This window comes from Kitasatospora sp. NPDC034035 (assembly GCF_055575755.1).
Map to the genome: position 1 here is coordinate 223,610 of NZ_JBVISA010000001.1, position 21,997 is coordinate 245,606.

Annotated in this window: 18 protein-coding genes and 1 pseudogene; 15 read left to right on the forward strand and 4 right to left on the reverse strand. The window is 73.5% G+C overall.

The window, feature by feature from the left end; translation table 11 throughout:
* The first annotated feature begins 33 nt into the window (after positions 1 to 33).
* The 3 genes from ACZ52J_RS00975 (at position 34) to ACZ52J_RS00985 (ending at position 3,983) form a co-directional block, all read left to right on the forward strand.
* Positions 34 to 228: a hypothetical protein gene (locus ACZ52J_RS00975; RefSeq protein ID WP_465614898.1), complete on the forward strand. Its 195-nt coding sequence runs from the start codon at positions 34 to 36 to the stop codon at positions 226 to 228.
* Positions 229 to 362: 134 nt separating this feature from the next.
* Positions 363 to 2,426: a sensor histidine kinase gene (locus ACZ52J_RS00980; RefSeq protein ID WP_465614899.1), complete on the forward strand. Its 2,064-nt coding sequence runs from the start codon at positions 363 to 365 to the stop codon at positions 2,424 to 2,426.
* 939 nt (positions 2,427 to 3,365) lie between these two features.
* Entirely contained in the window at positions 3,366 to 3,983 is a 618-nt protein-coding gene (locus ACZ52J_RS00985) for a TetR-like C-terminal domain-containing protein (protein ID WP_465614900.1), read from the forward strand.
* Between the two features lie 144 nt (positions 3,984 to 4,127).
* On the opposite strand, the gene ACZ52J_RS00990 is transcribed toward ACZ52J_RS00985, so the two are convergent.
* Both ACZ52J_RS00990 and ACZ52J_RS00995 read right to left on the reverse strand, forming a co-directional pair.
* The gene (locus ACZ52J_RS00990; RefSeq protein ID WP_360501950.1) at positions 4,128 to 5,492 is read right to left on the reverse strand and encodes an FAD-dependent oxidoreductase; all 1,365 of its coding nucleotides are present in this window, start codon (positions 5,490 to 5,492) and stop codon (positions 4,128 to 4,130) included.
* A 187-nt stretch (positions 5,493 to 5,679) separates the two neighbouring features.
* Positions 5,680 to 6,495 carry a slipin family protein gene (locus ACZ52J_RS00995; protein ID WP_360502020.1) on the reverse strand — a complete coding sequence of 272 codons (816 nt, stop codon included), beginning with the start codon at positions 6,493 to 6,495 and terminating at the stop codon, positions 5,680 to 5,682.
* 383 nt (positions 6,496 to 6,878) lie between these two features.
* Between ACZ52J_RS00995 and ACZ52J_RS01000 the strand changes: the two genes are divergently transcribed.
* On the forward strand, positions 6,879 to 7,529 hold the full coding sequence (locus ACZ52J_RS01000; RefSeq protein ID WP_465614901.1) for a helix-turn-helix domain-containing protein: 651 nt from the start codon (positions 6,879 to 6,881) through the stop codon (positions 7,527 to 7,529).
* Positions 7,530 to 7,610: 81 nt separating this feature from the next.
* On the opposite strand, the gene ACZ52J_RS01005 is transcribed toward ACZ52J_RS01000, so the two are convergent.
* Positions 7,611 to 8,822, reverse strand: coding sequence for an MFS transporter (locus ACZ52J_RS01005; RefSeq protein ID WP_465614902.1), 1,212 nt, complete (start codon positions 8,820 to 8,822; stop codon positions 7,611 to 7,613).
* Between the two features lie 126 nt (positions 8,823 to 8,948).
* On the opposite strand from ACZ52J_RS01005, the gene ACZ52J_RS01010 reads away from it, so the two are divergent.
* The gene (locus ACZ52J_RS01010; RefSeq protein WP_465614903.1) at positions 8,949 to 9,986 is read left to right on the forward strand and encodes an ArsR/SmtB family transcription factor; all 1,038 of its coding nucleotides are present in this window, start codon (positions 8,949 to 8,951) and stop codon (positions 9,984 to 9,986) included.
* Positions 9,987 to 10,118: 132 nt separating this feature from the next.
* Here the strand turns inward: ACZ52J_RS01010 and ACZ52J_RS01015 are convergent, their stop codons facing one another.
* Positions 10,119 to 10,832, reverse strand: a complete 714-nt coding sequence (locus ACZ52J_RS01015) for an SMI1/KNR4 family protein (RefSeq protein ID WP_465614904.1) — start codon at positions 10,830 to 10,832, stop codon at positions 10,119 to 10,121.
* A gap of 213 nt (positions 10,833 to 11,045) precedes the next feature.
* Here ACZ52J_RS01015 and ACZ52J_RS01020 point away from each other — a divergent pair, with 213 nt between their 5' ends.
* The 10 genes and pseudogenes from ACZ52J_RS01020 to ACZ52J_RS01065 all read left to right on the forward strand — a co-directional run.
* On the forward strand, positions 11,046 to 12,284 hold the full coding sequence (locus ACZ52J_RS01020; RefSeq protein ID WP_465614905.1) for a styrene monooxygenase/indole monooxygenase family protein: 1,239 nt from the start codon (positions 11,046 to 11,048) through the stop codon (positions 12,282 to 12,284).
* 130 nt (positions 12,285 to 12,414) lie between these two features.
* The gene (locus ACZ52J_RS01025) at positions 12,415 to 12,960 is read left to right on the forward strand and encodes a hypothetical protein (protein WP_360501963.1); all 546 of its coding nucleotides are present in this window, start codon (positions 12,415 to 12,417) and stop codon (positions 12,958 to 12,960) included.
* Positions 12,961 to 13,098: 138 nt separating this feature from the next.
* Positions 13,099 to 14,010, forward strand: coding sequence for a phytoene/squalene synthase family protein (locus ACZ52J_RS01030; protein ID WP_465614906.1), 912 nt, complete (start codon positions 13,099 to 13,101; stop codon positions 14,008 to 14,010).
* A gap of 451 nt (positions 14,011 to 14,461) precedes the next feature.
* Positions 14,462 to 15,556 carry a sugar ABC transporter substrate-binding protein gene (locus ACZ52J_RS01035; RefSeq protein ID WP_360501968.1) on the forward strand — a complete coding sequence of 365 codons (1,095 nt, stop codon included), beginning with the start codon at positions 14,462 to 14,464 and terminating at the stop codon, positions 15,554 to 15,556.
* A 163-nt stretch (positions 15,557 to 15,719) separates the two neighbouring features.
* Positions 15,720 to 16,508, forward strand: coding sequence for an ATP-binding cassette domain-containing protein (locus ACZ52J_RS01040; protein WP_360501970.1), 789 nt, complete (start codon positions 15,720 to 15,722; stop codon positions 16,506 to 16,508).
* The gene (locus tag ACZ52J_RS01045) at positions 16,505 to 17,761 is read left to right on the forward strand and encodes a sugar ABC transporter permease (protein WP_465614907.1); all 1,257 of its coding nucleotides are present in this window, start codon (positions 16,505 to 16,507) and stop codon (positions 17,759 to 17,761) included. The genes ACZ52J_RS01040 and ACZ52J_RS01045 overlap by 4 nt, the downstream gene beginning before the upstream one ends.
* Positions 17,762 to 18,086: 325 nt before the next feature.
* The gene (locus ACZ52J_RS01050; RefSeq protein ID WP_465614908.1) at positions 18,087 to 18,254 is read left to right on the forward strand and encodes an SflA family class IV lanthipeptide; all 168 of its coding nucleotides are present in this window, start codon (positions 18,087 to 18,089) and stop codon (positions 18,252 to 18,254) included.
* 78 nt (positions 18,255 to 18,332) lie between these two features.
* Positions 18,333 to 20,981 (forward strand): class IV lanthionine synthetase LanL, encoded by a 2,649-nt coding sequence (lanL, locus tag ACZ52J_RS01055; protein ID WP_465614909.1) that lies wholly within the window; start codon positions 18,333 to 18,335, stop codon positions 20,979 to 20,981.
* Positions 20,982 to 21,145: 164 nt separating this feature from the next.
* Entirely contained in the window at positions 21,146 to 21,589 is a 444-nt protein-coding gene (locus tag ACZ52J_RS01060; protein WP_465614910.1) for a YcaO-like family protein, read from the forward strand.
* 188 nt (positions 21,590 to 21,777) lie between these two features.
* Positions 21,778 to 21,903 (forward strand): annotated as a pseudogene (locus ACZ52J_RS01065) (hypothetical protein); the annotation flags it as partial.
* Between the last annotated feature and the right edge of the window lie 94 nt (positions 21,904 to 21,997).

Here is a 21,997-nt window from a genome sequence, read left to right on the forward strand (position 1 = left end):
GACAGGTGATGTATCAAGGCGCACGCTGAGCGGATGAACGATGACCTCGCCCGCGACCCCGCCGCCGAAGCGCGGCACGCGCGCTACGGCAGCCTGCCCGAGCGCATCCGCTTCGAGGACATGACCGAAGGGGTGGACACCGGGCCGGGCGGCCAGGCAGGCGACCCGTACAACCCCGAAGGCTCCTGGACGTTCTACAACTGCCTCGCCGTCGACCTGAGCCTGTAGGCGCCGGCGGAGACCACCCCCTCGGCCCCCGTCCGGGGTGCCGCGCCCCGCCGGGGCCACTGCCTCATGTGCCCGGGACACCGGGTGCAGGAGACTGCTGGCATCCGGTGGGTCGCGGAGAGGAAAGGGTGCTCATGGCTGCGGAGAGTGCGCGGAGAGCCTGGGGGCGGCCCCGGTCCGGCCCGGCGGAGCGGCAGCTGGCCATGGCGGGTCTGTGCGCCGTCGTCTGCCTGGTGGCCGGGGGTCTGTGGATCGGCTACGTCCTGAGCCACCAGGGCGTCCCCGGGATCTCCCAACCCGCCCACCACCTGGCGGTCCTGGGCTACGGCCTCGCCGCCGTCGCGGGCGGGGTGCTGCTGCACGCGCACCGCCCGGGCAACCAGCTCGGCTGGGTGCTGCTCGCGTACGGGACGGCGCTGATCGTGCCGCTCGCCGCCCAGGCCCCGGTCTGGGGCGAGGTGGGCGACTCGCGGGTCGTCGGAGCCGTGGTGGTCCTGGTGTCGGCCGGATACGCCGTCAGCGGCACCATCTGGCACGCGCTGCCACTGTGGCTGCCGTACGGGACCCTGCCGAGCCGCCGGTGGTGGTACGCGATCGGCGCCCTGGCCCTGTGGATGCTGCCCCAGGCCGGCTACTACGTCTACCAGCCCACGGTGTTCGGCCGGCCCAACCCGCTCGCCGGCAGCACCGTCGCCGAGTGGCTGCGGACGTTCAACGACCGGATGCACCTCACCCAGCTCGTCGTGTTCGTGGTGCTGACCGTCCTGGTGATCCTGGTCCCGCTCGCCCGCACCCGGGGGGTGCCCAAGCGGCGCCGGCAGAACGTCCTGCTCGCCCTCGGCGTCTACCTGCTGTGGGGCGGCGCCGAACTCGGCTACTACTTCGACGACCAGAGCACGCCCTCGTACGTCGCCTTCGCGGTGGCCTCCGCGCTGTGGACGCTCACCCTGGCCGCCGTCGTCGTCCGGGACGGCTCCTGGCGGCTCGACCGGGCGGCCCGGCGGGTCCTGGTCGGCCTGCTGATCGCCGCCGGACTGGTCGTGGTGTTCGTGCTGGTGGCCTGTGTGCTCTCCACCATGCTGATGCCCGGGCGGCGCGGTGCCGGGGCGCTGCTGCTGGTCGCCCTCGTCTTCCTGCTCGCGGCCGGCCTGCCGCGGGGCGTGGGCTGGGCCTCCGGCGTCGTCGACCGCTGGTACTACGGCGCGCGCGCCCAGCCGTACCAGGTGCTGCGCAGCCTCGCCGGACGGGTCAGCCAGACCGTCGACCCGCAGGACGTGCCGGCCGTGCTGTGCGCCACGGTCAGTGACGAACTCCGGCTGTCCGGTGTGGCGTTGACCGTCTCCACCCGTGGCGGCGAACGCCCGCTGGCCGCTGTCGGGGACCGCTCCGGCCGCGGCGAGGGCTTCGCCCTGGTCCACCGGGGCGCCGAGATCGGACGGCTCACCGTCGCCCCGCGCCCCGGCCAGCAGACCCTCGACGACAGCGACCGCGACATCCTGCGCTCGCTCGCCGACCAGGCCGCGCCCGCCGTCGCCTCCCTCCAGCTGATGGAGGACCTCCGGGCGAGCCGCGAGCAGATCGTCGCGGCCCGCGAGGAGGAGCGCCGCCAGCTGCGCCGCGACATCCACGACGGACTCGGCCCGCTGCTGGCCGGCCTGCGGCTGCGGCTGCAGGGGGCGGCCGCGGTGGACGACCCGGCGCTGTTCTCCGGCGCGCTGGAGCGGGTCGCGGACGACCTCGCCTCGGCGGTCCGGGAGGTCCGGCGGGTCACCGACCGGCTCGGGCCCACCGCGCTGGGCGACTACGGACTGTCCCGGGCGCTGGACCGGCTCGCGGAGACCTTCAGCGGCGCCGACCTCGCCGTCACCGCCCGGCTGGAGCCGGATCCGCTGCCGGAGCTGCCCGCGGCCGTGGAGGTCGCCGTCTACCGGATCACCGCGGAGGCGCTCAACAACGTGCTGCGGCACGCCCGGGCGAGCAGCGCCACGGTGTCCGTCCGGGTGGACGCCGGGGCGCTGGAACTCGTCGTCGAGGACGACGGGCAGGGCCCGGGCCGCAGTGGCCCGGCGCACCCGGGGGTGGGACTGCGGTCGATGTCCGAGCGGGCTGCGGAGATCGGCGGCAGCTGCACCGTCGACGCCCTGGGCCGCGGCACCCGGGTGCACGCGGTCCTCCCGCGCCGGCCCGCGGGCGGCTGAGCGCGGACGCCCCTTCGGTGGCACGCCACCGCCCCCGGCGCGACGGGCGGTCGGCCGGGGGCGGGACCTGCGGGGGATCTAAGGAGCACAAGGGTTGACAACGGAATCAATTGCAGTTCGGCGGATTGGGGCAATGGGGCTTGGCCGGGCCGCCGCCGTGACCGTGCCCGAGGTGGGGCCGCGGCTTCGGCCTGCGGCTACCCTTGACGCTCTCGACGCTCCTGACCGGGCACCTGCACGCCCGGGCGGCTGCGGCGAGGCTCACGGCGGCGAAGAGCGCGGCCGCACCGGCCGCCATCAGCGCCGTGCCGACCGTTCTGTCGGTCATGGTGACCTCCACGGTGGGTTCCGCAGGCCGGCCGCTCCGACCTGCTCCTCCATGCCACCGCCGGTCCTGCCCCATCCGCATGGGGCGAGGGTCCTGTCCCGGTCCCGCTGAGCGCGAGGACGGTCACCGTGCGTGATGCCGGTGCGGGCGGTGGCTGGTCTGGTGTCCGGCACCTCCGCGGCCGGGTGCCGCTGCGTTGCACGGGACACCCCCGCGTTCCGGTCGGGGGGTGGGTTCGGCGCGGGTGCGGCGCGGGTGCGGTGCGCTGGGGGGCGACTCGGCGGACGGCCGGGCCCGGGCAACCGCGGGAGCCTCTTCTGGAAGCGTAGCGGGGCGAACATCCTTTGCAACTCGGCTACTTGGGAACTCGGTGCAAGGGTGCAAAGGCGGAGGGGGTGGGAGGGAACGGGTTCGTTCACTAACATCGACAGTAGGCCCGTGACAGTAGGCCCGTGACAGTGGGCCCGTGAGGGAGAAAACGCATTCGCCATTGCTTGGGCGGCCGAGCGCCTTTCACCATTCGCGGATACTGGCGGATCGGAGAACCACGGCGCGGGAGAATGTGTGTACCGGTGGGATCGAGGAAGGGCGACTGAAGAAGGTGCGCAGCCATGACCGCTGATACGGATGCCGTGCGAGGACCGGTGACGGGCGCCCCGCTGCGGCGACGCGGCGAGGCGTTGGAGAGCGCCATCTACGAGGCGGTCCTCCAGCAGCTCACCACCGACGGCTACGCCCGGCTGACCATGGAGGGGGTGGCCGCCGCTGCGCAGACCGGGAAGGCCGCGCTCTACCGCCGCTGGTCCTCCAAGGAGGAACTGGTCATGGACGCGCTGCGGAACAGCCTGCCGCCCGGCGCGTCGGCCCCCGACACCGGCAGCCTGCGCGGGGACCTGCTGGAGGTGGTGGCCAGGCTGCGTGCCGCGATGTTCAGCGAGCTGGGCGCCGCGGTCCGGGCGATCATGAGCGAGCTCGACCACCAGCGGGCGCACGCCTTCGTGGAGATCGTGTTCGAGCGGGTGGTCGAGCCGACGACCGCGCTGATGGCCGAGGTGCTGGACCACGGCGCCGCACGCGGCGAGGTCCGCCCCGGGGCGGTCACCCCGCTGGTCACCGACCTGGTGCCGGCACTGATGCTGTACCGGATCAAGATGTGCGGCGGGGACGCGGTGCAGCTCGATCCGGAGGAGATCGTCGACGAGGTGCTGTTGCCGATCGTCCGTCCGTGACGGGCGCGGGTAGGACGATCGGCAGCAGCCCTCGGAATTCCGGCCCCGGAATCGGCCGGAATCGGGCCGGTGCCCATCCGGTTATCGGCCTGGTGCTCATTCCGGGGTAATTCCCGGGATTTTCGGTGAAGGCGCGGGCCGCGTTCACGCCCCGCTGTGGCGGAGCATCTCCTCGCGCTCGACGACCTTCACCCGCTCGCGGCCCTCGGCCTCGCCGAGCGCGCGCTCGTGGGCGTCGAGCAGCTGCCAGCCCGCCCAGGTGGTGTACCGGACGCCCTGGCCGCGCAGGTGCTCCTCGACCGCCGCCGGGTCCGGCTCGACGGCGCCGGGCAGACGGCCGGCCGCGTGGTCGTCCAGCAGGCAGGCGACCGTCTCGTTGGCGTCGCCCTTGGTGTGGCCGATCAGGCCGACCGGGCCGCGCTTGATCCAGCCGGTGACGTACGTGGCGGAGCGGTGCGAGCCGTCGCCGTCCTCGACCCGGCCGGCCGTGTGCGGGACGGTGCCCGAGACCGGGTCGAAGGGCAGCTTGGGCAGCTCGTCGGAGTAGTAGCCGACGGCCCGGTAGACCGCCTGCACGTCCCAGTCGGTGAAGCGGCCGGTGCCGCGCACGTTGCCGGTGCCGTCCAGCTCGGTGCGCTCGGTGCGCAGCCCGACCACCCGGCCGTCCTCGCCGACGACCTCCACGGGGGACTCGAAGAAGTGCAGGAAGATCCGGTGCGGGCGGTCCCCGACGTCGCGGATCGCCCAGTTCTCCAGCGTCGCCGCGACCAGGTCGACGTGCTTGACCGCGCGGCGCTCGGCGATCGAGCCGGCGTCGTACTCGATGTCCTCGGGGTTGACGATCACCTCGATGGTCGGGGAGTGGTCCAGCTCGCGCAGCTCCATCGGGCTGAACTTGGCCTGGGCCGGGCCGCGGCGGCCGAAGACGTGCACCTCGCGGGCGCGGTTGTGCCGCAGGCCCTCGTGGACGTTCCCGGGGATCTCGGTGGGCAGCAGCTCGTCGGCGGTCTTGGCGAGGATCCGGGCGACGTCCAGTGCGACGTTGCCGACGCCGAGCACCGCGACCTTCTCGGCCTCCAGCGGCCAGTTGCGCGGCACGTCCGGGTGGCCGTCGTACCAGGAGACGAAGTCGGCCGCGCCGTAGGAGCCGTCCAGCTCGATGCCGGGCAGGTCCAGCGGGCGGTCGGCCGTCGCGCCGGTGGCGAAGACGACGGCGTCGTAGAACCGGTGCAGGTCGTCCAGGGCGAGGTCGGACGGGTAGTCGACGTTGCCGAACAGGCGGACCTGCGGCTTGTCGAGCACCTGGTGCAGGGCCGACACGATGCCCTTGATGCGCGGGTGGTCGGGCGCGACGCCGTAGCGGATCAGGCCGAACGGGGCGGGCATCCGCTCGAACAGGTCGATCGAGACGCCGGGCGTCTGGGCGGCGTCGGACTTCAGCAGGGCGTCGGCGGCGTAGATGCCGGCGGGGCCGGCACCGACGATCGCGACTCTGATCGGGCGGGGCATGACGGGCGGTCCCTCCGGTCGGGCGCAGCGGGAGGTGGTCTGGACCCTTGCAGCCAACCCGGTGGTGGGACGGGGGTGTAGTCGGTTCCGGTCTATGAGGTCATAGAGACAAGCTATGACGGCGACGACCGGTGACCGGGCTGGCGGCGCGGGCCGCCCGCCCGGTCACCGGTCGGGCAGCGCGCGGTCAGCTCCCGTCGGCCGAGGGCTGCGCCGGAACGGCGGGCGGCTGGGCCGGGGCCCTGACGGCCGAGGCGTCCGAGCCGCCTGTGCCGTCCGTGCCGGCCGAGCCGTCGGCGATCCGGGCGGCGGAGGCCTCGAAGAAGCGCAGCAGCTCCACCGGGAACGGCAGCACCAGCGTCGAGTTCTTCTCCGCCGCCACCTCGACCACCGTCTGCAGCAGCCGCAGCTGCATCGCCGCCGGGGTCTCGGCCATCTTGGCGGCCGCCTCGGAGAGCTTGGCCGCGGCCTGGAACTCGCCGTCGGCGGTGATGATCCGGGCCCGGCGCTCGCGGTCGGCCTCCGCCTGGCGGGCCATCGAGCGCTTCATCGAGTCGGGCAGGCTGACGTCCTTGATCTCCACCCGGTCGATGTGCACGCCCCAGCCGGTGGCCGGGCTCTCCAGCATGACCTCCAGCCCCTGGTGCAGGTTCTCCCGGCCGGAGAGCAGGTCGTCCAGCTCGCTCTTGCCGATGATGGAGCGCAGCGAGGTCTGGGCGACCTGCAGCATGGCGAAGGCGTAGTTCTGCACGTCCACGGTGGCCCTGATCGGGTCGATCACGCGGAAGTACAGCACCGCGTCGACGCTGACCGAGACGTTGTCCTTGGTGATGCCCTCCTGCGCGGGCACCGGCATGGTGATGACCTGCACGTTGACCTTGCGCATCCGCTCCAGCACCGGCATCAGCAGGGTGACGCCCGGCTCACGGACCTGCTCGCGCACCCGCCCGAGCCGGAAGACCACACCGCGCTCGTACTGCTGCACCACCCGCACGCCGGTCATCAGCCAGAGCAGGAGCACCACGACCACGATCACGACCACTGCCACGATTTCGACCTCCCCCGTCGCGGCGCAGCCGGGCCGGGACCGGATGGGCCCTGTCGCGCGCTGCGAGCCGCGCAGGACAGTATGCGCCGGGGGAGGGAGGGGTGACAGGCGTGTGCACAGCGGTTTTGACAGATCTTTAGCGGACGGTGGCCGGTCGGGGTGGCGGTCTGCTGCCGGCCCGGTGCGGGCCCGCGCGATCGAGGTCGGAACCCGGGCCGTCGACGGTGCTCACCGACACGCACGGGGCCGCGCTGTTGCTCGACTTGCCGCAGGCCGGACGCTTGGATGGGTGCGCCCTGGCCAACCCGACGGCCCCGGCCAGCCGAGGAGTCACCACCGTGAACGACACCCCCGATGCCGCCGCCGTGGCCCGCCGGATCACCGAACGGCGCGAGCAACTCGGCCTGAGCGAGGAGGACCTGGCGCGCCGGGCCGCGATGGCCCCCCGCTACCTGCGGCACCTGCTCGAAGCCGGGCCCGTGTTCGACCCCGGAGGGTTCCTGCGGATCGCTGCCGCCCTCGGCAGCAGCCGGGCCGAAATCCTGGAGGGCCGCACCGACTCTCCGCCCGGACAGGGCGGCCCCGGCCCGCGCCCCCGGCTGCAGAACCTCACCGAAGCCGAATGCTGGGAGCTCGTCGGCACCCACGGTATCGGCCGGATCGGCCTGCCGGTCGAGCCGGGACCGCAGGTCCTGCCCGTCAACTACGTCGTCGACCGGGCCTCCTTCGCCTACCGCACCGGCGCGCACGCGGGCACCGCCCCGGACGAGGGCGCCGTGGTCTCCTTCGAGGTCGACCACATCGACGAGTACCTCGGCCGCGGCTGGAGCGTGCTCGCCCTCGGCCCGGCGCACTACGTGGACGACCCGGACGAGTTGGAACGCCTGGCCGGCCTGCCCGGCGCGGCACCGTGGGCGGGCGGCGACCGGCCGTGCTGGGTCCGGATCCGCCCGCAGGAGATCACCGGGCGCCGGCTGGTCTCGGGCTGAGGCGGCGGGTCGCCGGGCGAAGGGGTGGCCGGGGTGGGACGGGGTGTCGGCGCTGCCGCGGGGTCGGGGCGCGTCCGTCCGTCATCGGGTCAGGCACCGCTGCTCACCGTCGGCAGGTGACCGGGTGCGGCCCGCGCCGCGTACCGCCGCGAGGTGGCGGGCCAGGGCGAGGGTGGCGAGTTCGGCGAGGAGTGTGCACACGCCCCACCAGCCGGTCCGGTTCCACACCCGGACGCCGAGCCAGGAGCCTGCGCTGCCGCCCAGGTAGGCGCAGGTCATGTAGGCGGTTCTGAGGCGGCCTCGGGCCTTCGGCCGCAGGGCGTTGACCCGGGTCTGGCCGGCGACCATGCCGCACTGCATCGCCACGTCGAGCAGCAGGGTGCCGACGGTCAGGGCGGCCAGGCCGAGCGGGCCGCCCCGGCCGCCCGCGGTGAGGACGGCGGCGGAGACGAGGACACCGAGCAGGCAGACCAGGTTCACGGGGTCGGGGCCGTGGCGGTCCACCAGCCGGCCGGCGTACGGGGTGCAGAGCACGGTGGCCGCGCCGACCAGGGCGAGCCCGCCGACCGCCCGGGCGTCCAGCCCGTACGTGGGGCCGGTGAGCAGGAGGGACAGGCAGGTCCAGACGGCGGAGAACCCGGCGAAGACGCTCGCCTGGTAGACGCAGGAGCGGCGCAGCTCGGACTCGTCGCGCAGCAGGCGCAGCGGTGCGGCGAGCAGGGCCGGGTACGGCGCGTGGGAGGTGGGGGCGGTGGCCGGGACGGTGCGGGCCAGGACGGCGGCGAGGAGCAGGGTGAGGGCGGCGGCGGCCAGGTAGGGGGCCCGCCAGCCCAGCCACTCGCCGAGGGTGCCGCTGAACGTGCGGGCCAGCAGCATGCCGCCGGTGGACCCGCTGAGCAGGGCGCCGGTCACCCTTCCCTGGCGGTCGGGGCCCGCCAGGCCGGCCGCGAGCGTCCCGACGATCTGGGCGGCGACCGTGGTGAGGCCGACGGCGGCACTCGCCGCGACCAGGACGGGCAGGGTCGGCGCGCAGCCCGCGGCGAGCAGGGCCAGGCCGGTGAGGGTGAGCAGGGTGACGAGGAGCGGGCGGTGGGGGAGCCGGTCACCGAGCGGGACGAGCAGGACGATTCCGGCGGTGTAGCCGAGCTGGGTGGCGGTGACGACGAGGGCCGCCGCGTCCGGGGGGACGTGCAGTCCGGCGGCGATCAGCGGGCCGACGGCCTGCGGGAAGTAGAGGTTGCCGACCGCGACGGCGCAGGTGACGGACAGCAGCAGGACCAGTCGGCGGGTCATCCGTCACCCCGCGCGGGGGCTCCGGCGGCGGTGCGCCGTACGGGAGTTGTGAGCGGAGTCGTCGGTGTCATGGCGCCAGTGCACGGCATCGTCGTGGCGCCGCCAATCGATGTAGCGTGGTGCTTGATGATCAGCTTCGTACTCGACGTCGAGGACCTCGCGGACACCCGGTTCGCGCTGTCGCCGCTGCACGAGGCCGTGCTGAGCCTGCGGGTGCTGCAGGACCCCGGGTTGTCGGCGCTGCACCTGCCGTGGCGCAGGTCGGTCCTCGGCCGGCTGGGGGCGCTCGACGCCGGGCTGCTGATGTCCCTGGTCGCCCGCCGGCGCACCGTCCCCGACTTCCTGACGCCGATTCCCGGGAGTTTCGCGCCGGGCTTCGAGGAGGAGCTGTCGGTCGTGCGCCGGACCTCCCCGGCCCTGGTCCGCCGCGACCTGCTGCTGACGCACGCACCGGACCCGGTGCCGGAGGCCCTGCGGGTCGCGGCGGAGGGCGATGACGACGCGGTCGCCGGGCTGCGCGACGCCCTGTGCGAACTCCTGCGCCGGTACTGGGAGTCGGCGATCGCGCCGGAGTGGCCGACGATGCGCCTGGTGCTGGAGGCGGACATGACGTACCGGGCTCGGCGGCTCGCCCTCGGCGGCGCCCGCCTGCTGTTCGCCGACATGCACCCGGACCTGCGCTGGCGAGGCGGCGTGCTGCACATCGACCGGATGATCAGCCGGCACCGTGTCGCGGCGGCGGGCCGGGGGCTGCTGCTCATACCGTCCGTGTTCGCGCACAAGCCCGCGCCGCCGCTCAGCCCGGAGGAGCCGCCGAGCCTGGTCTACCCGAGCCGGGGCGTGGCCACCCTGTGGGACTCCCCGCCGGCCGAGGGCCTGATCGGGCTGCGCGGCCTGACCGGCCTGGCCTCCCCGACCGGCCCGTCAGCCCTGGCCGCGCTGCTCGGCGCGCCGCGCGCCCGGCTGCTGGTTCTGCTGGCGGAGCCGTCGGCCACCGTGGAGGTCGCCCGCCGGCTGCGGGTCACGCCGAGCGCCGTCTCCCAGCACCTGCGGGTCCTGTACGCGGCGGGCCTGGTCGCCCGGGCCCGCGACGGGCGGCACGTCCTGTACCGGCGCAGCGCGTTGGGCGACCAGTTGGTGGCCGGGCGCGCGGCGGTTTCGTAAAGGCGGGTTCGTAGCGGCGGGTTCGTAGCGGCGGGTTCGTAGCGGCGGGTTCGTGGCGACGGGTTCGTAACGGCGGGTTCGTAGCAGCGGGTTCGTAGCGGCGGGTTCGTGGCGGCGTTTCAGGAGGGGCGTCTACGAGCGGTACTGCCGCCAGTCGTCGAACCAGCGGCCGGAGATCGGGGTGTGGGCCCGCTTCTCCGGCGAGTCGGGGCGCTCCGCGTGCGCGAGGTCGTCGAGGTACCACTCGGTGAAGGTCGCCGGGCGGTCGTCGTCGGTGAGCAGCGGGTTGAGGCGGTCGCAGGTGCCCCGGCCGTCGAACCACATCGTGCCGCGCTGCGGGCCGCTGACCACGAGCAGGGTGGAGAAGCTGCAGCCGCCCGCGACCAGGAAGACCGCCCCGCTGACGCGGGCCTCGGCGGCGGCCTCCGCCTCCTCGCTCCAGGCGGCGTGCGCGGCGGCGAAGGCGGCGGGGTCGGCGTGGTCCCCCTCCTTCGGAGCGCGGTCCCAGACCTCCTCCTCGGCGGCGAGGGCGGTGTCGTGGTCGGGGAACGGGGTGCCGAGCCGGGCGAGGAGGGTGTCGTGGTCACCCCGCCAGCGCCAGCCGTGGTCGGAGCGGTGCAGCTCGCGGATGCGGTTGTGCTCGCTGCCCGCGCTGACGTGCAGCAGGTACCGGCGGTAGTCGGCGGGGAAGGCGAGGCCGAACTGTTCCTCGGCCTCCCGGATGTGGGCCTCGGTCAGCGGCGGCGGAAGGGGAGGACGCGGACCGCCCTGTTCGGCTTCCCGCATCGCCCGCAGGGCGAGCGCCCGCCGCCGGACGTCGCCCCAGTCCACCTCCGCTGTTCGCATGATCGGATTGTGTCAGGCGGCTTGGAGCCGGATCCCGGCGGACCCCCGGCGGCCCCCGGCGTTGCGTACGGTCCCTGCTCGGCCCGTGGACGCGCGCGCCGATGACTGGTATCCAGGCCACTGGGTAACCGGGCGGAGCCGGCCGCCGAGCCGGGACGTACGCGATGCCGGGACGTACCACCACCGGGACGTGCCAGCAGGAGAGCAGGGGCGATGCGCAGAGTTCTGATCGTCGGCGCCGGGCAGGCCGGACTCCAACTGGCCCTGGGGCTGCAGTCCCACGGCTACGACGTGACGGTGCTGACGGACCGCAGCGCGGAGGAGGTGCGGGCCGGGCGGGTGCTCTCCTCCCAGTGCATGTTCGACTCCGCGCTGCGCACCGAACGCGCCCTCGGCCTGGACCTGTGGGCCGACGAGGCGCCCCGGATCGAGGGCGTCGGGGTGTCGGTGACCGGGCCGGAGTCGGCACGGGTGATCGACTGGGTCGGACGGCTGGAGGCCTCCGCGTACTCCGTCGACCAGCGGCTGAAGATGTCCGCCTGGCTGGAGACCTTCGCCGAACGCGGCGGCCGGGTGGAGCTGCGCAAGGTGACCGCCGCCGACCTGCAGCACCTGGCCGGCTCGTACGACCTGGTGCTGATCGCCTCCGGCAAGGGCCCGCTGGGCTCGCTGTTCGAGCGCGACCACGCGCGCTCGCCGCACGAGCGGCCGCAGCGCGCGCTGGCCGCCGCCTACGTGCACGGGCTCGCGCCGCGCCCCGAGCACGACTTCCCGGCGGTGCGCTGCAACGTGGTGCCCGGTATCGCCGAGTTGTTCGTGATGCCGGCCCTGACCGTGTCGGGGCCCTGCGACATCCTGCTCTGGGAGGCCGTGCCGGGCGGACCGGCGGACGCCTTCGACGGGATCCGCGACCCGGCGGAACACCTGCGGGTGACCCTGGAGTTGATGAAGACCTTCACCCCTTGGGAGTACGACCGGGCGCGGTCCGGCGTCGAACTCACCGACGCCGGCGCCACCCTGGCCGGGCGCTTCACCCCGGTGGTCCGCCACCCCGTCGGCGAACTGCCCGGCGGCAGCACGGTACTGGGCGTGGCGGACGTGGTCGTCACCAACGACCCGATCACCGGGCAGGGCGCCAACAACGCCGCCAAGTGCGCGACGGGCTACCTGGCGGCGATCCTCGCCCACGGCGACAAGCCCTTCGACCGCGACTTCCAGCAGGCCGCCTTCGACGGCTTCTGGGAGACCGCGGGCCCGGTCACCACCTGGACCAACGCGATGCTCGCCCCGCCGCCCCCGCACGTCCTCGACCTGCTCGTCGCGGCGGGCGAACACCCGGCCGTGGCCGACCGGTTCGCCAACAACTTCAACGATCCGGCGGACGTGGAGCGGTGGTTCCTCGACCCGGCGAAGGCCGCCGCCTACCTGGCCTCGGTCACGGCCGATAACTGAAAGGTCACAACCTTTCCGAATCGGGTGCGAACACGCGTTGATCATGGTGGGTTCGTGTCGCCCCCTCGCCGAGCGGGTATGCGGCTCGGGACGCGAGCCGTACGGACATCCGGACAACAGGAGACACGTGGTGGCGGTCGACGGGGGCAACATGGCCCAGGCAGTGATCGATACGGCGTACAACGAGCGCAAACGGCTGCACACCGGCCGTAGCCGGACCACCGCCGTGGTCGTGCTGGGCCTGCTGGCCGCAGTCGGCCTCTTCCTGGCGCTGGTGGTCGGGAAGTCGGACCCGAACTCCGCACCGACCTGCGACGGCAAGACCATGACCCGGGACAGCGAGTGCCGGATCTGGTCCAACCACGGCGGCGGGGGCACCTACTCCTACGACGAGATGATCGACCGCCGGGAGTCCTCGAGCAGCGTGTGGCGGTACATCGGCTTCGGCGGCGCCGGCCTCGCCGTCGTCCTGATGGTGGTCTCCTACAGCAAGCTGGACCCGAACCGCCCCTGGGGCAAGCCGGTCAGCGCGGCCTGCCCGCGCTGCCGGGAACTGAACCTGCGGGAGAAGGTCACCGTCCACAGCGTCACCAAGGGCCGCACCACCTACCGCTACAGCGGCATCGTCACCCTCTGCACCCCCGCCTGCGGCTTCTCCACGATCCGCCAGCGCTGACCGTCCGTTCCCCGGGCGTTCGGCCCCTGGGCGTTCGGCGCCTCGGGTGGCGACCGTCTCGGGTGGCGTCTCGAATAGGACGCCCGGCTCCCACCGACTACGCTCGGCCCCGATCGAACAAGTGATTGGGTGGACCGAGTGGGCAGGTGGGAGCGGGCGCTGGACGCCGCCGGCGTGCAGGACCCCGGACTGCGGGCCGACTACGGCCGGCAGCGGGAACAGGTCACCCGGTACAAGCGGGAGGTCACCCTGGCGGCCGGCCTGCTGCTGCCGGACCGCACGGTCCCGCACGTGATCGCGGCGGCCGCCTTCATGCACCGCACCGACACCCTGCTCGACAGCGGCCCCCTCGCGCAGCGCCGGGCGGCGTCCGCCCGCTGGCAGCGGGAGGTCACCGAGAGCCTTGCCGCCGGCCGCACCGACGACCCCGAGCTGCGCCCCCTGCTGAACAGCGTCGGCGCGCACCCCGCCCTGCGCGAGCGCGTCCTGGACTTCCTCGCCGCGGCGGACGCGGACCTCGACTTCACCGGGTTCGCCACCGAGGCGGAGTACCAGGCGTACGTGGACGGGTACTCGCTGCCCGGCTTCATGGTCGTCGCCGGCCTGCTCGGCCCGGCCGGCGACCAGGCGGTCTTCCGCGCCGCCTGCCGCACCTACATCGACGGCGCCCAGCGGCTCGACTTCGTCAACGACCTCGCGGAGGACCTGGCCGAGGGCCGGCTGACGGTCCCCGAGCAGACCCTGCGCGAGCACGGCGTCACCCGGGCCGACCTGGAACAGGCCCGCGACCTGCCGGCCGTCCGGACGCTGCTCGGCGACCTGCTCGACCGGGCCGACCGCACACTCGCCGAGGGCAGGGCCGTCATCGAGCTGGTGCCGCCCGCCCACCGGCCGATGGTTCGCTGCCTCCTCGGGGTGGACGAGCTCATCAGCGCCGCCGCCCGCGCCGACCTGGGCGCGCTGCTCCGCCGCTCCGCGAGCCCCGCCAAGGCCGCCGCGCTGCGCCTGCTCGGCCGCGAGTACCTCCGGGCCCGGCGGCTCCGCGACTGACGGGCCGAGCCATTCACGCGAGCCGCCGCTGACGTTCCGCCAGAAAGCCTTCCGGGCAGGCGAGTCGGGCCGGCAGCGCGGGTCAGGGCAGATGCCTGCCCGACGGGGCTTCCTCGGCGGAGTCCGTAGCCGACCCGCGGACTATACCCCGGTCGACACATCTTGAACGCACCAGCCCCGTAGGAAGCCGCTCCGCACCCAGGGCACCCAGCCCGCGGAGCGCCTCCGGCAGTCCGCCCGGCCTGCAGTCGATTTCGTCACCGATAGTCCCGTTCATGCTTCTCTGCGTGTTCACGGGTGCAGAACCCGGCGCTTCATGCGTTCAGGAAGATAACAAAAAAGCCAACATGATCTCGTCTTGGATTTACTTCTTGACTCCATCTGACATCTGCGGGTTGACTCCCTCCCACTCCGCCGCACCGTCGCGGCGACGTCAGGGAGGCACCCCCACATGAACGCAACGATGCGTCGCGCCGTTATCGCCACCGCAGCCGTCTCGATGGCCCTGTCCATGGCCGCCTGCGGCAAGGCCGGCGGCGACAAGAAGGACTCCGCCGCGGGTGGTGACACCAAGTCGATCGGTCTGCTGCTGCCCGAGAACGCGTCCTCGACCCGCTACGAGTCCTTCGACAAGCCGTTCATCGAGGCCAAGGTCAAGGCCCTGTGCGCGGACTGCAAGGTGCTCTACAACAACGCCGAGGGCAGCGCCGCCAAGCAGAAGCAGCAGTTCGACACCCTGATAGCCCAGGGCGTGAAGGTGATCGTCCTCGACGCGTTCGACGCCACCTCCACCCAGTCCTGGGTCAAGGAGGCCGCCGCCAAGGGCGTCAAGGTCGTCGCCTACGACCGCCTGGCCACCGGCCCGGTCGCCGCCTACGCCTCCTTCGACAACGAGAAGGTCGGCGAACTCCAGGGCCAGGCCCTGGTCGACGCGCTCGGCGCGCAGGCCGCCGACGCCAACATCGTCATGATCAACGGCGACGACGCAGACCCGAACGCCGGCCAGTTCAAGTCCGGCGCGCACAAGGTGCTCGACGGCAAGGTGAAGAAGGTCGTCTACGAGCAGTCGGGCGAGTGGAAGCCCACCGTCGCCGGTCAGAAGATCGGTGCCGCGATCACCCAGTTCGGCAAGGACGGCTTCCAGGCCGTCTACTCCGCCAACGACGGCATGGCGGGCGCCATCATCACCCAGCTCCAGGGTGCGGGCATCAAGGTCCCGGTCGGCGGTCAGGATGCCGGCCTCGACGCCATCCAGCGCATCGTCAACGGCGACCAGGCCTACACGATCTACAAGGCCTACAAGCCGCTCGCCGACAGCGCTGCCGAACTGGCCGTCGACCTCCTGCAGGGCAAGGACGTCAAGACCGTCGCGACCGCCAGCGTCGACAGCGCCACCGACAAGGGCATCCCGGCCAAGCTGCTCGACCCCAAGGTCGTCACCAAGGCCAACATCAACGACACCGTCATCGCCGACGGCCTCTACAAGGCCGCCGACATCTGCACCGCGGACTACGCCGCCGCCTGCGCCACCGCCGGCCTGAAGTAGCACCGCCCGGGCCGGGCTCCCCGCATCCCCGGGGAGCCCGCCCGCAGCCGCGGCGGACCTCGGCCCGCCCCGACAACCCCTTTTGACGCTCACCCGCCCGCCCGCACGGCGCGCGGGCCACCCCGGCCGCCGACCCACCATCACGGCGCGCGGGAAGAAGGAGATGGTTCACGTGACAGGCGCACCCGTACTGGCGTTGCGCGGGGTCTCCAAGCGCTTCGGCGCTGTCCAGGCACTCACCGACGTGCACCTGGAGGTGCACGCAGGCGAGGTGGTGGCCCTGGTCGGCGACAACGGCGCCGGAAAGTCCACGCTGGTGAAGACCATCGCCGGCGTCCACCCGATCGACGAGGGAGCGATCGAGTGGGAGGGCCAGGCGGTCTCCATCGGCCGCCCGCACGACGCCCAGGCCCTCGGCGTCGCCACCGTCTACCAGGACCTCGCGCTGTGCGACAACCTCGACGTGGTCGGAAACCTCTTCCTCGGCCGTGAGCTGAAGCGCTTCGGCACGCTCGACGAGGTCGCGATGGAGAAGCGCGCCCGTGAACTCCTCGACACCCTCTCCATCCGCATCCCGAGCGTGCGCATCCCCATCGCCGCCCTCTCCGGCGGCCAGCGCCAGGTGGTCGCCATTGCCCGTGCACTCGTCGGCGACCCCAAGATCGTCATCCTGGACGAACCCACCGCCGCCCTCGGCGTCGAGCAGACCGCCCAGGTCCTCGACCTCGTCGAGCGCCTGCGCGACCGCGGCCTCGGCGTCATCCTGATCAGCCACAACATGGCCGACGTCAAGGCCGTCGCCGACACCGTCGCCGTCCTGCGCCTGGGCCGGAACAACGGCGTCTTCGAGGTGGCGACCACCTCGCACGAGGTGATCATCTCCGCCATCACCGGCGCCACCGAGAACGCCGTCACCCGTCGTCAGGCCCGAATCGCGGAAGAAGCGAAGTGACCACCGAACAGACCACCCCCGCCCCGGCCGCCCCCGCGGTCGACCCCCGCCTGCTCGTCCGCGAGGCCGGCCTCGCCGGCTACCTCGCCGAGTTCAAGCGGAAGATGAGGAACGGCGATCTCGGCTCCGTGCCCGTCGTCCTCGGCCTGATCCTCATCGGCGCCATCTTCCAGGGCATCACCGGCGACTTCCTCAACGCCGACAACCTCACCAACATCACCAAGTGGATCGTCGGCCCCGGCCTGATCGCCGTCGGCATCGTCTTCGTGCTCCTCCTCGGCGAGATCGACCTCTCGCTGGGGTCCGTCGCCGGCGTCTCCGCCTCGATCGCCGCCGTCCTGTCCGTGCGCTCCGGCTACAACGAATGGGTCGCCTGCCTCATCGCCATCGGTGCCGCCGTCGCCATCGGCGCCCTGCACGGCTTCTTCTTCGCCAAGATCGGCGTCCCGGCCTTCGTCGTCACGCTCGCCGGCCTGCTCGCCTGGAGCGGCCTGCAGCAGTACGTGCTGGGCGACAAGGGCACCGTCAACGTCGTCAACGACGGCGTGGTGGCCAACCTGGACACGTACTTCCTCGGCGACGGCGACATCGCCTACACCTGGGGCCTCGCCGTCCTCGGCGTCGCGCTCTTCGCCGCCGGGCAGATCCTCGACGCCCGCCGCCGCGCCACCGCCGGCCTCGCCGCGCGCCCGATGAGCGAGATCGCGCTGCGCACCGGAGTCCTCGCCGTCATCGCGCTGACCGCCGCCTACATGCTGAACCAGGACCGCGGCCTGCCGCTGCCCCTGCTCGTCTTCCTGTCCGTCGTCGTCATCACCGACTTCGTCCTGCGCCGCACGAGCTACGGCCGGCAGGTCTTCGCCGTGGGCGGTGGCGTGGAGGCCGCCCGCCGTGCGGGCATCAACGTCGCCTGGATCCGGATTTCCGTCTTCATGATCTCCGCCGGCATGGCGGCCCTCGGTGGCCTGTTCATCGCCTCCCAGCAGGGTTCCGCGGACAAGATCCTCGGCGGCGGCAACGTCCTGATGAACTCCATCGCCGCGGCCGTCATCGGCGGCACGAGCCTGTTCGGCGGGCGCGGCAAGACCTGGTCCGCGCTCCTCGGCATCCTGGTCATCCAGTCGATCATCACCGGACTCGACCTGGTCCACGTCAACCAGGCCATTCAGTACATGATCACCGGTGCCGTCCTGCTCGCCGCCGTCGTCCTGGACTCCGTCTCCCGCCGCACCCGCAAGACCGCCGCGCGCTGACCCGGCGTGACACGCGGCACGGGCCGGCCCGGTACCCACCCCTCGGGTACCGGGCCGGCCCGCCGTGTCGTACCGGCCGGGAGCAACCCTGCCCGCGCTGACTGCTCCGGTCCGGGCTTGACGGCTCACCGCCTCGTCGAGGGCGGACCCGGGCGGAGGCGGCGAGGTGTGAGGGTGGACGCAGACGGCGTCCACAAACGGAACCGTCCTTTGTCGTAGGCGAGTTGCCAGGTCTGTCCGACCCCTGTGACGGCCCGGTGGGCGTGGCTAGCATGAGGCAGCCCAGTCAGAGATCCCAATGACCAGAATCACCGGGAGGATCCACATGAGCGCAGTGATGACCGACATCCGCGACGCAGGCCTGCTGGACATCGACGAGGACACCCTCACCTTCGAGGACGAGCTCGACGCGGACCTCACGCCGGTCGCGTGTCTCGCCGACCCGTGGGTCACGTACGTTCCGACCCGCTTCCCGTGCGAGGTCGACTTCTGACCCGCTTCCCCTGCGAGATGAACGCCTGACCCGAGCGATCAGCCGGGCACGAAGCGGAACCGGGGAAGGGACGGAACCATGGACGCACCACCCGACCCCGGCTCCGCCGAGTCGCTGCGACGCAGAGTCGAAGAGCTGTTGCGAAGCGGCGAGGCGTCGCAGCGGAGGGGTGAGGCGCCGCCGAGAAGGGGCGAGGCGCTCGCCGCCGCCACTCCCGTCCCGCGCGGGCCACTGCGCGAGGACGGGCCGTGGTGGTACCTCCAGGACCCGCGGATGCCGGAGCTGGCCCACGGATGGAAGCTGCACGTGTCCACCCGCCCGGGCGAACTGGCGGACCTGCTGGACGTGGTGGTCCCGATCCTGCTGCGCCACACCTGCGACGCGAAGTTCGCCCGGAGCGCCGCGGTGCTGCAGGAACTCAACAGCGGCCGCCACGGCGCCGCCGCCGTCGGCAAAGCCGTGACGCTCTACCCCCGGCCGGACGAAGTCCACGCCCTGGCAACGGAGTTGGCGCGGGCCCTGACCGGATGGGCCGGCCCCGCGGTGGTGAGCGACCGCCGGATCCGGCCGGACGCCCCGCTGTACTACCGCTACGGACCGTTCCGCGTCACGGACGACGAAGCGGAACGCGGCATGACCGGCCCCGACGGCTCGCCGTTCCCGGGCCTGGCCGAAGCCCGTTACCGCCAACCACCCTGGGCGAGCGACCCGTTCACCCCGCCGGACGCCCCCGCCCGTCCGGCGACCACCCGGGTCGGCGACGGGCGCTACCGCATCACGGCGGGCATCACCCGCGCGCCGAGCGGCCACGTCTACCGCGCGGTCGAACTCGCCACCGGGCGCGAGGTGGTGGTCAAACAGGCCAGGGCCTTCGTCGCCGAGGACGGCGCCGGCACCGACGCACGCGGCCGGCTGCGGCACGAACGCCGAGTGCTCGCCGCACTGGCCGGGGTGCCCGGAGTGCCGCCGCTGGTCGACTACTTCCGGCACGGCACCGACGAATACCTGGTCAGCGGCGCGTGCGGGAGACGGGACCTGCGCCGTGACGTCCTCACCTCCGGCCCGTACAGCGCCCTTGCGGTCGCAGGCCCCGGGGACGGTGGGCGCGACGGGTGGACACTGGCGCGAGGGCTGCTGCGGATCCTCGACGCGGTGCACGCGCGCGGCGTGGTGGTGTGCGACCTCAAACCCGCCAACGTGGTGCTCGACCCCGACGGCCGTGCCGCACTGGTCGACTTCGGCGTGAGCGCCCTGGCCGGCGACCGCCCACCGGGCGCCACCGCCGGCTACGGACTGCCGGGCGGCACCGGCGACGACCCCACCGAAGACCACTACGCGCTGGGCACCACCCTGCACTACGCCCTCACCGGCCTCGACCCGGTCGTCATCGACCCCGACCCGGCGACCAACCGCGACCGCACCCTCGCCTGCCTGCGCGCCGCCCTCCCCGAGGCCGACCCGGTGGTGGACCTGGTCGCGGGGCTGCTGAGTTTCGACCCGGCGCAGCGCGCCGCAGCGGCCTCGCGACTGCGCCGCGCGCGTGCGGACGCCGCTCCCGTACGGCGGCGGCCGACGCGGCCCGGGCGCGCGCTGCCGGACGAGGCCCTCGACCACACCGTCACCACGTGCGTACGGATGGCCCGCGAGCTGGTCGCCGCCGGCCCCGGCGCGGAGAGGCCCCGCACCCTGCTCTCCCTCTACGACGGCGCGGCCGGGCTCGGCCTCGAACTGCTGCAGCACGCGGACCGCCCGGACGCCCGCTCCGCCGCCGCCGACCTCGCCCGCTGGACCGCCGCCCACCCGGCCCTCGACCGCCTCGACGACTCCCTGTACCAAGGCCGTACGGGCGTCGAGCTGTTCCTCGCCGAAGCGGCGGCCGCACTCGGGACGGAACCGCTCCCCTCCGGTCTGCGCGCCGCGCCCGGCCTGGGCGTGGGGACGGACCAGATCGCCGGTGCGGCCGGGATCGGCACCGGGCACCTGCTGCTCGCGGCCGTCGGCTCGGCCGTCGGCGGATCGGCGGCCGTCGGCTCGGCGGGAGACCGGCAGCGCGCCGACCGGCACCGCGCGGCTGCCGCCCGCTGCGCCGCACGGCTGACGACCGGACCGCTCGACGAACCCGAGGACCCGCCCAACCCCGGCACCGCCGCCCTCGCGGAGGGCTTCGCGCACGGCCGGGCCGGCGTCGCCCACTTCCTGCTCGCGATGCCCGACGAGGCGTCGCAGCACACCGCCCGCCGGATCGTCGACGGCCTCGCCGCCGACCTCCCCCGGATCGCGGACGCCGCCCGCCGGCCCGGCGCGACCCGCCGCTACCTCTCCTGGTGCCGGGGACTGGCCGGACTCGGCACGCTGCTGGTCCAGGCCGGCCTCCGGTACGGCGACGAGGACCTGCTCGCCCTGGCCGCCGACGCCGCCGCCACCTGCCGAACCGTCGCTCCGAGGACCGCCCAGGTGTTCCGCTGCTGCGGCCTGGCCGGTGTCGGGGACCTCCTGATCGACCTGGCGGACGCCACCGCAGACGCCCGCCACTGGGCGGCGGCCGAGGACCTGGCGGGTCTCCTCCTCACCCGTGCCGGCGGCCCGCCGAACCGGCCGGTCTTCCCGGGCCGGCAACCGGACGCGGAGGCGCGCGCCTGGGCGGTCGGCACCCCCGGCGTCGCCACGTTCCTGCGCCGCCTGTCCCGGCGCGGCGGCCCGGTGCCGGGGCTGCTGCCGCTGCGCTGAGAAGGCTTTGGAGGGTCTTCGCGGGTGCGGACCGGCCGCACCCGCGCTTCGGTGTGCTCCCAACTCCCGGTGATGAAAGGGATGTCAGGCACCTTCGGCGGTGGCACGTGGCACGTGGCACGTCGGTCGCGGATCGCTCAAGCGCGGCTGAAGGAGCGACGGGGATGCGCCGCCGGTGCACGGACTACCGGCCCGACCTGGTCGTCAGCCTGGACGACCACGTCGGCCTCAACGCCCTGCCCGAGGCGCAGCCCCGGCTGGACTTCCTCTTCACCGGCCCGCCCCCGGTGCCCTGGACCGAGCGCCTGCCCGGCACCCCCGCACCGGTCACCGACCTGACCGACCTGCTGGAACGCACCGTCGCCCGGCTCGCCGGGGAGGACCTGGAGGTCGTCGTGGTCACCCAGGCCGAGCCCGGCGCCCGCGACCGGCTCGGCCTGCACTGCGCCAAGGTGATCGTGCCCGGCACGCTGCCGATGACCTTCGGCCACGTCAACCGCCGCACCCGCGGCCTGCCACGGCTGCTCGAGGTCCCGCACCGGCTCGGCCGCGCCCCGGGACCGCTGCGCCACGACGAACTGCCGCTCCACCCGCACCCGTTCCCCTAGCCGCACCCGTTCCCCTGGCCGCACCCGTTTCCCTGGCCGCACCCGTTTCTCTGGCCGCACCCGTCCCTCTGGCCCGAACCCGTCCCGCCAGCCGTCCCTGTTCGCCCAGCCGTCCGGGAAGGACGCGATGACCACCCACCGCCTGCCCACGATGCTCTGGCACAGCCTGCGCTCGCGCTGCCGCCGCCCACGGCCTCGGCACCACCCCCCTCGGCGGCCTCCAGGACGACCTCGCCCACGAACTCCTCGGCCTCGACGACCGGGAGGAGCCCATCCAGTACCTCCTCCCGCTGGGTCGGCCGGCGGTGGCGTGAAGCCGTGGCACCAACCGGTGGTGCTCGCGTCCGGCCGCCCACGTCCTGGAGGCAGGACCACGATCGGGAGGTGGAGATGGGCGGGCCCGCGCCC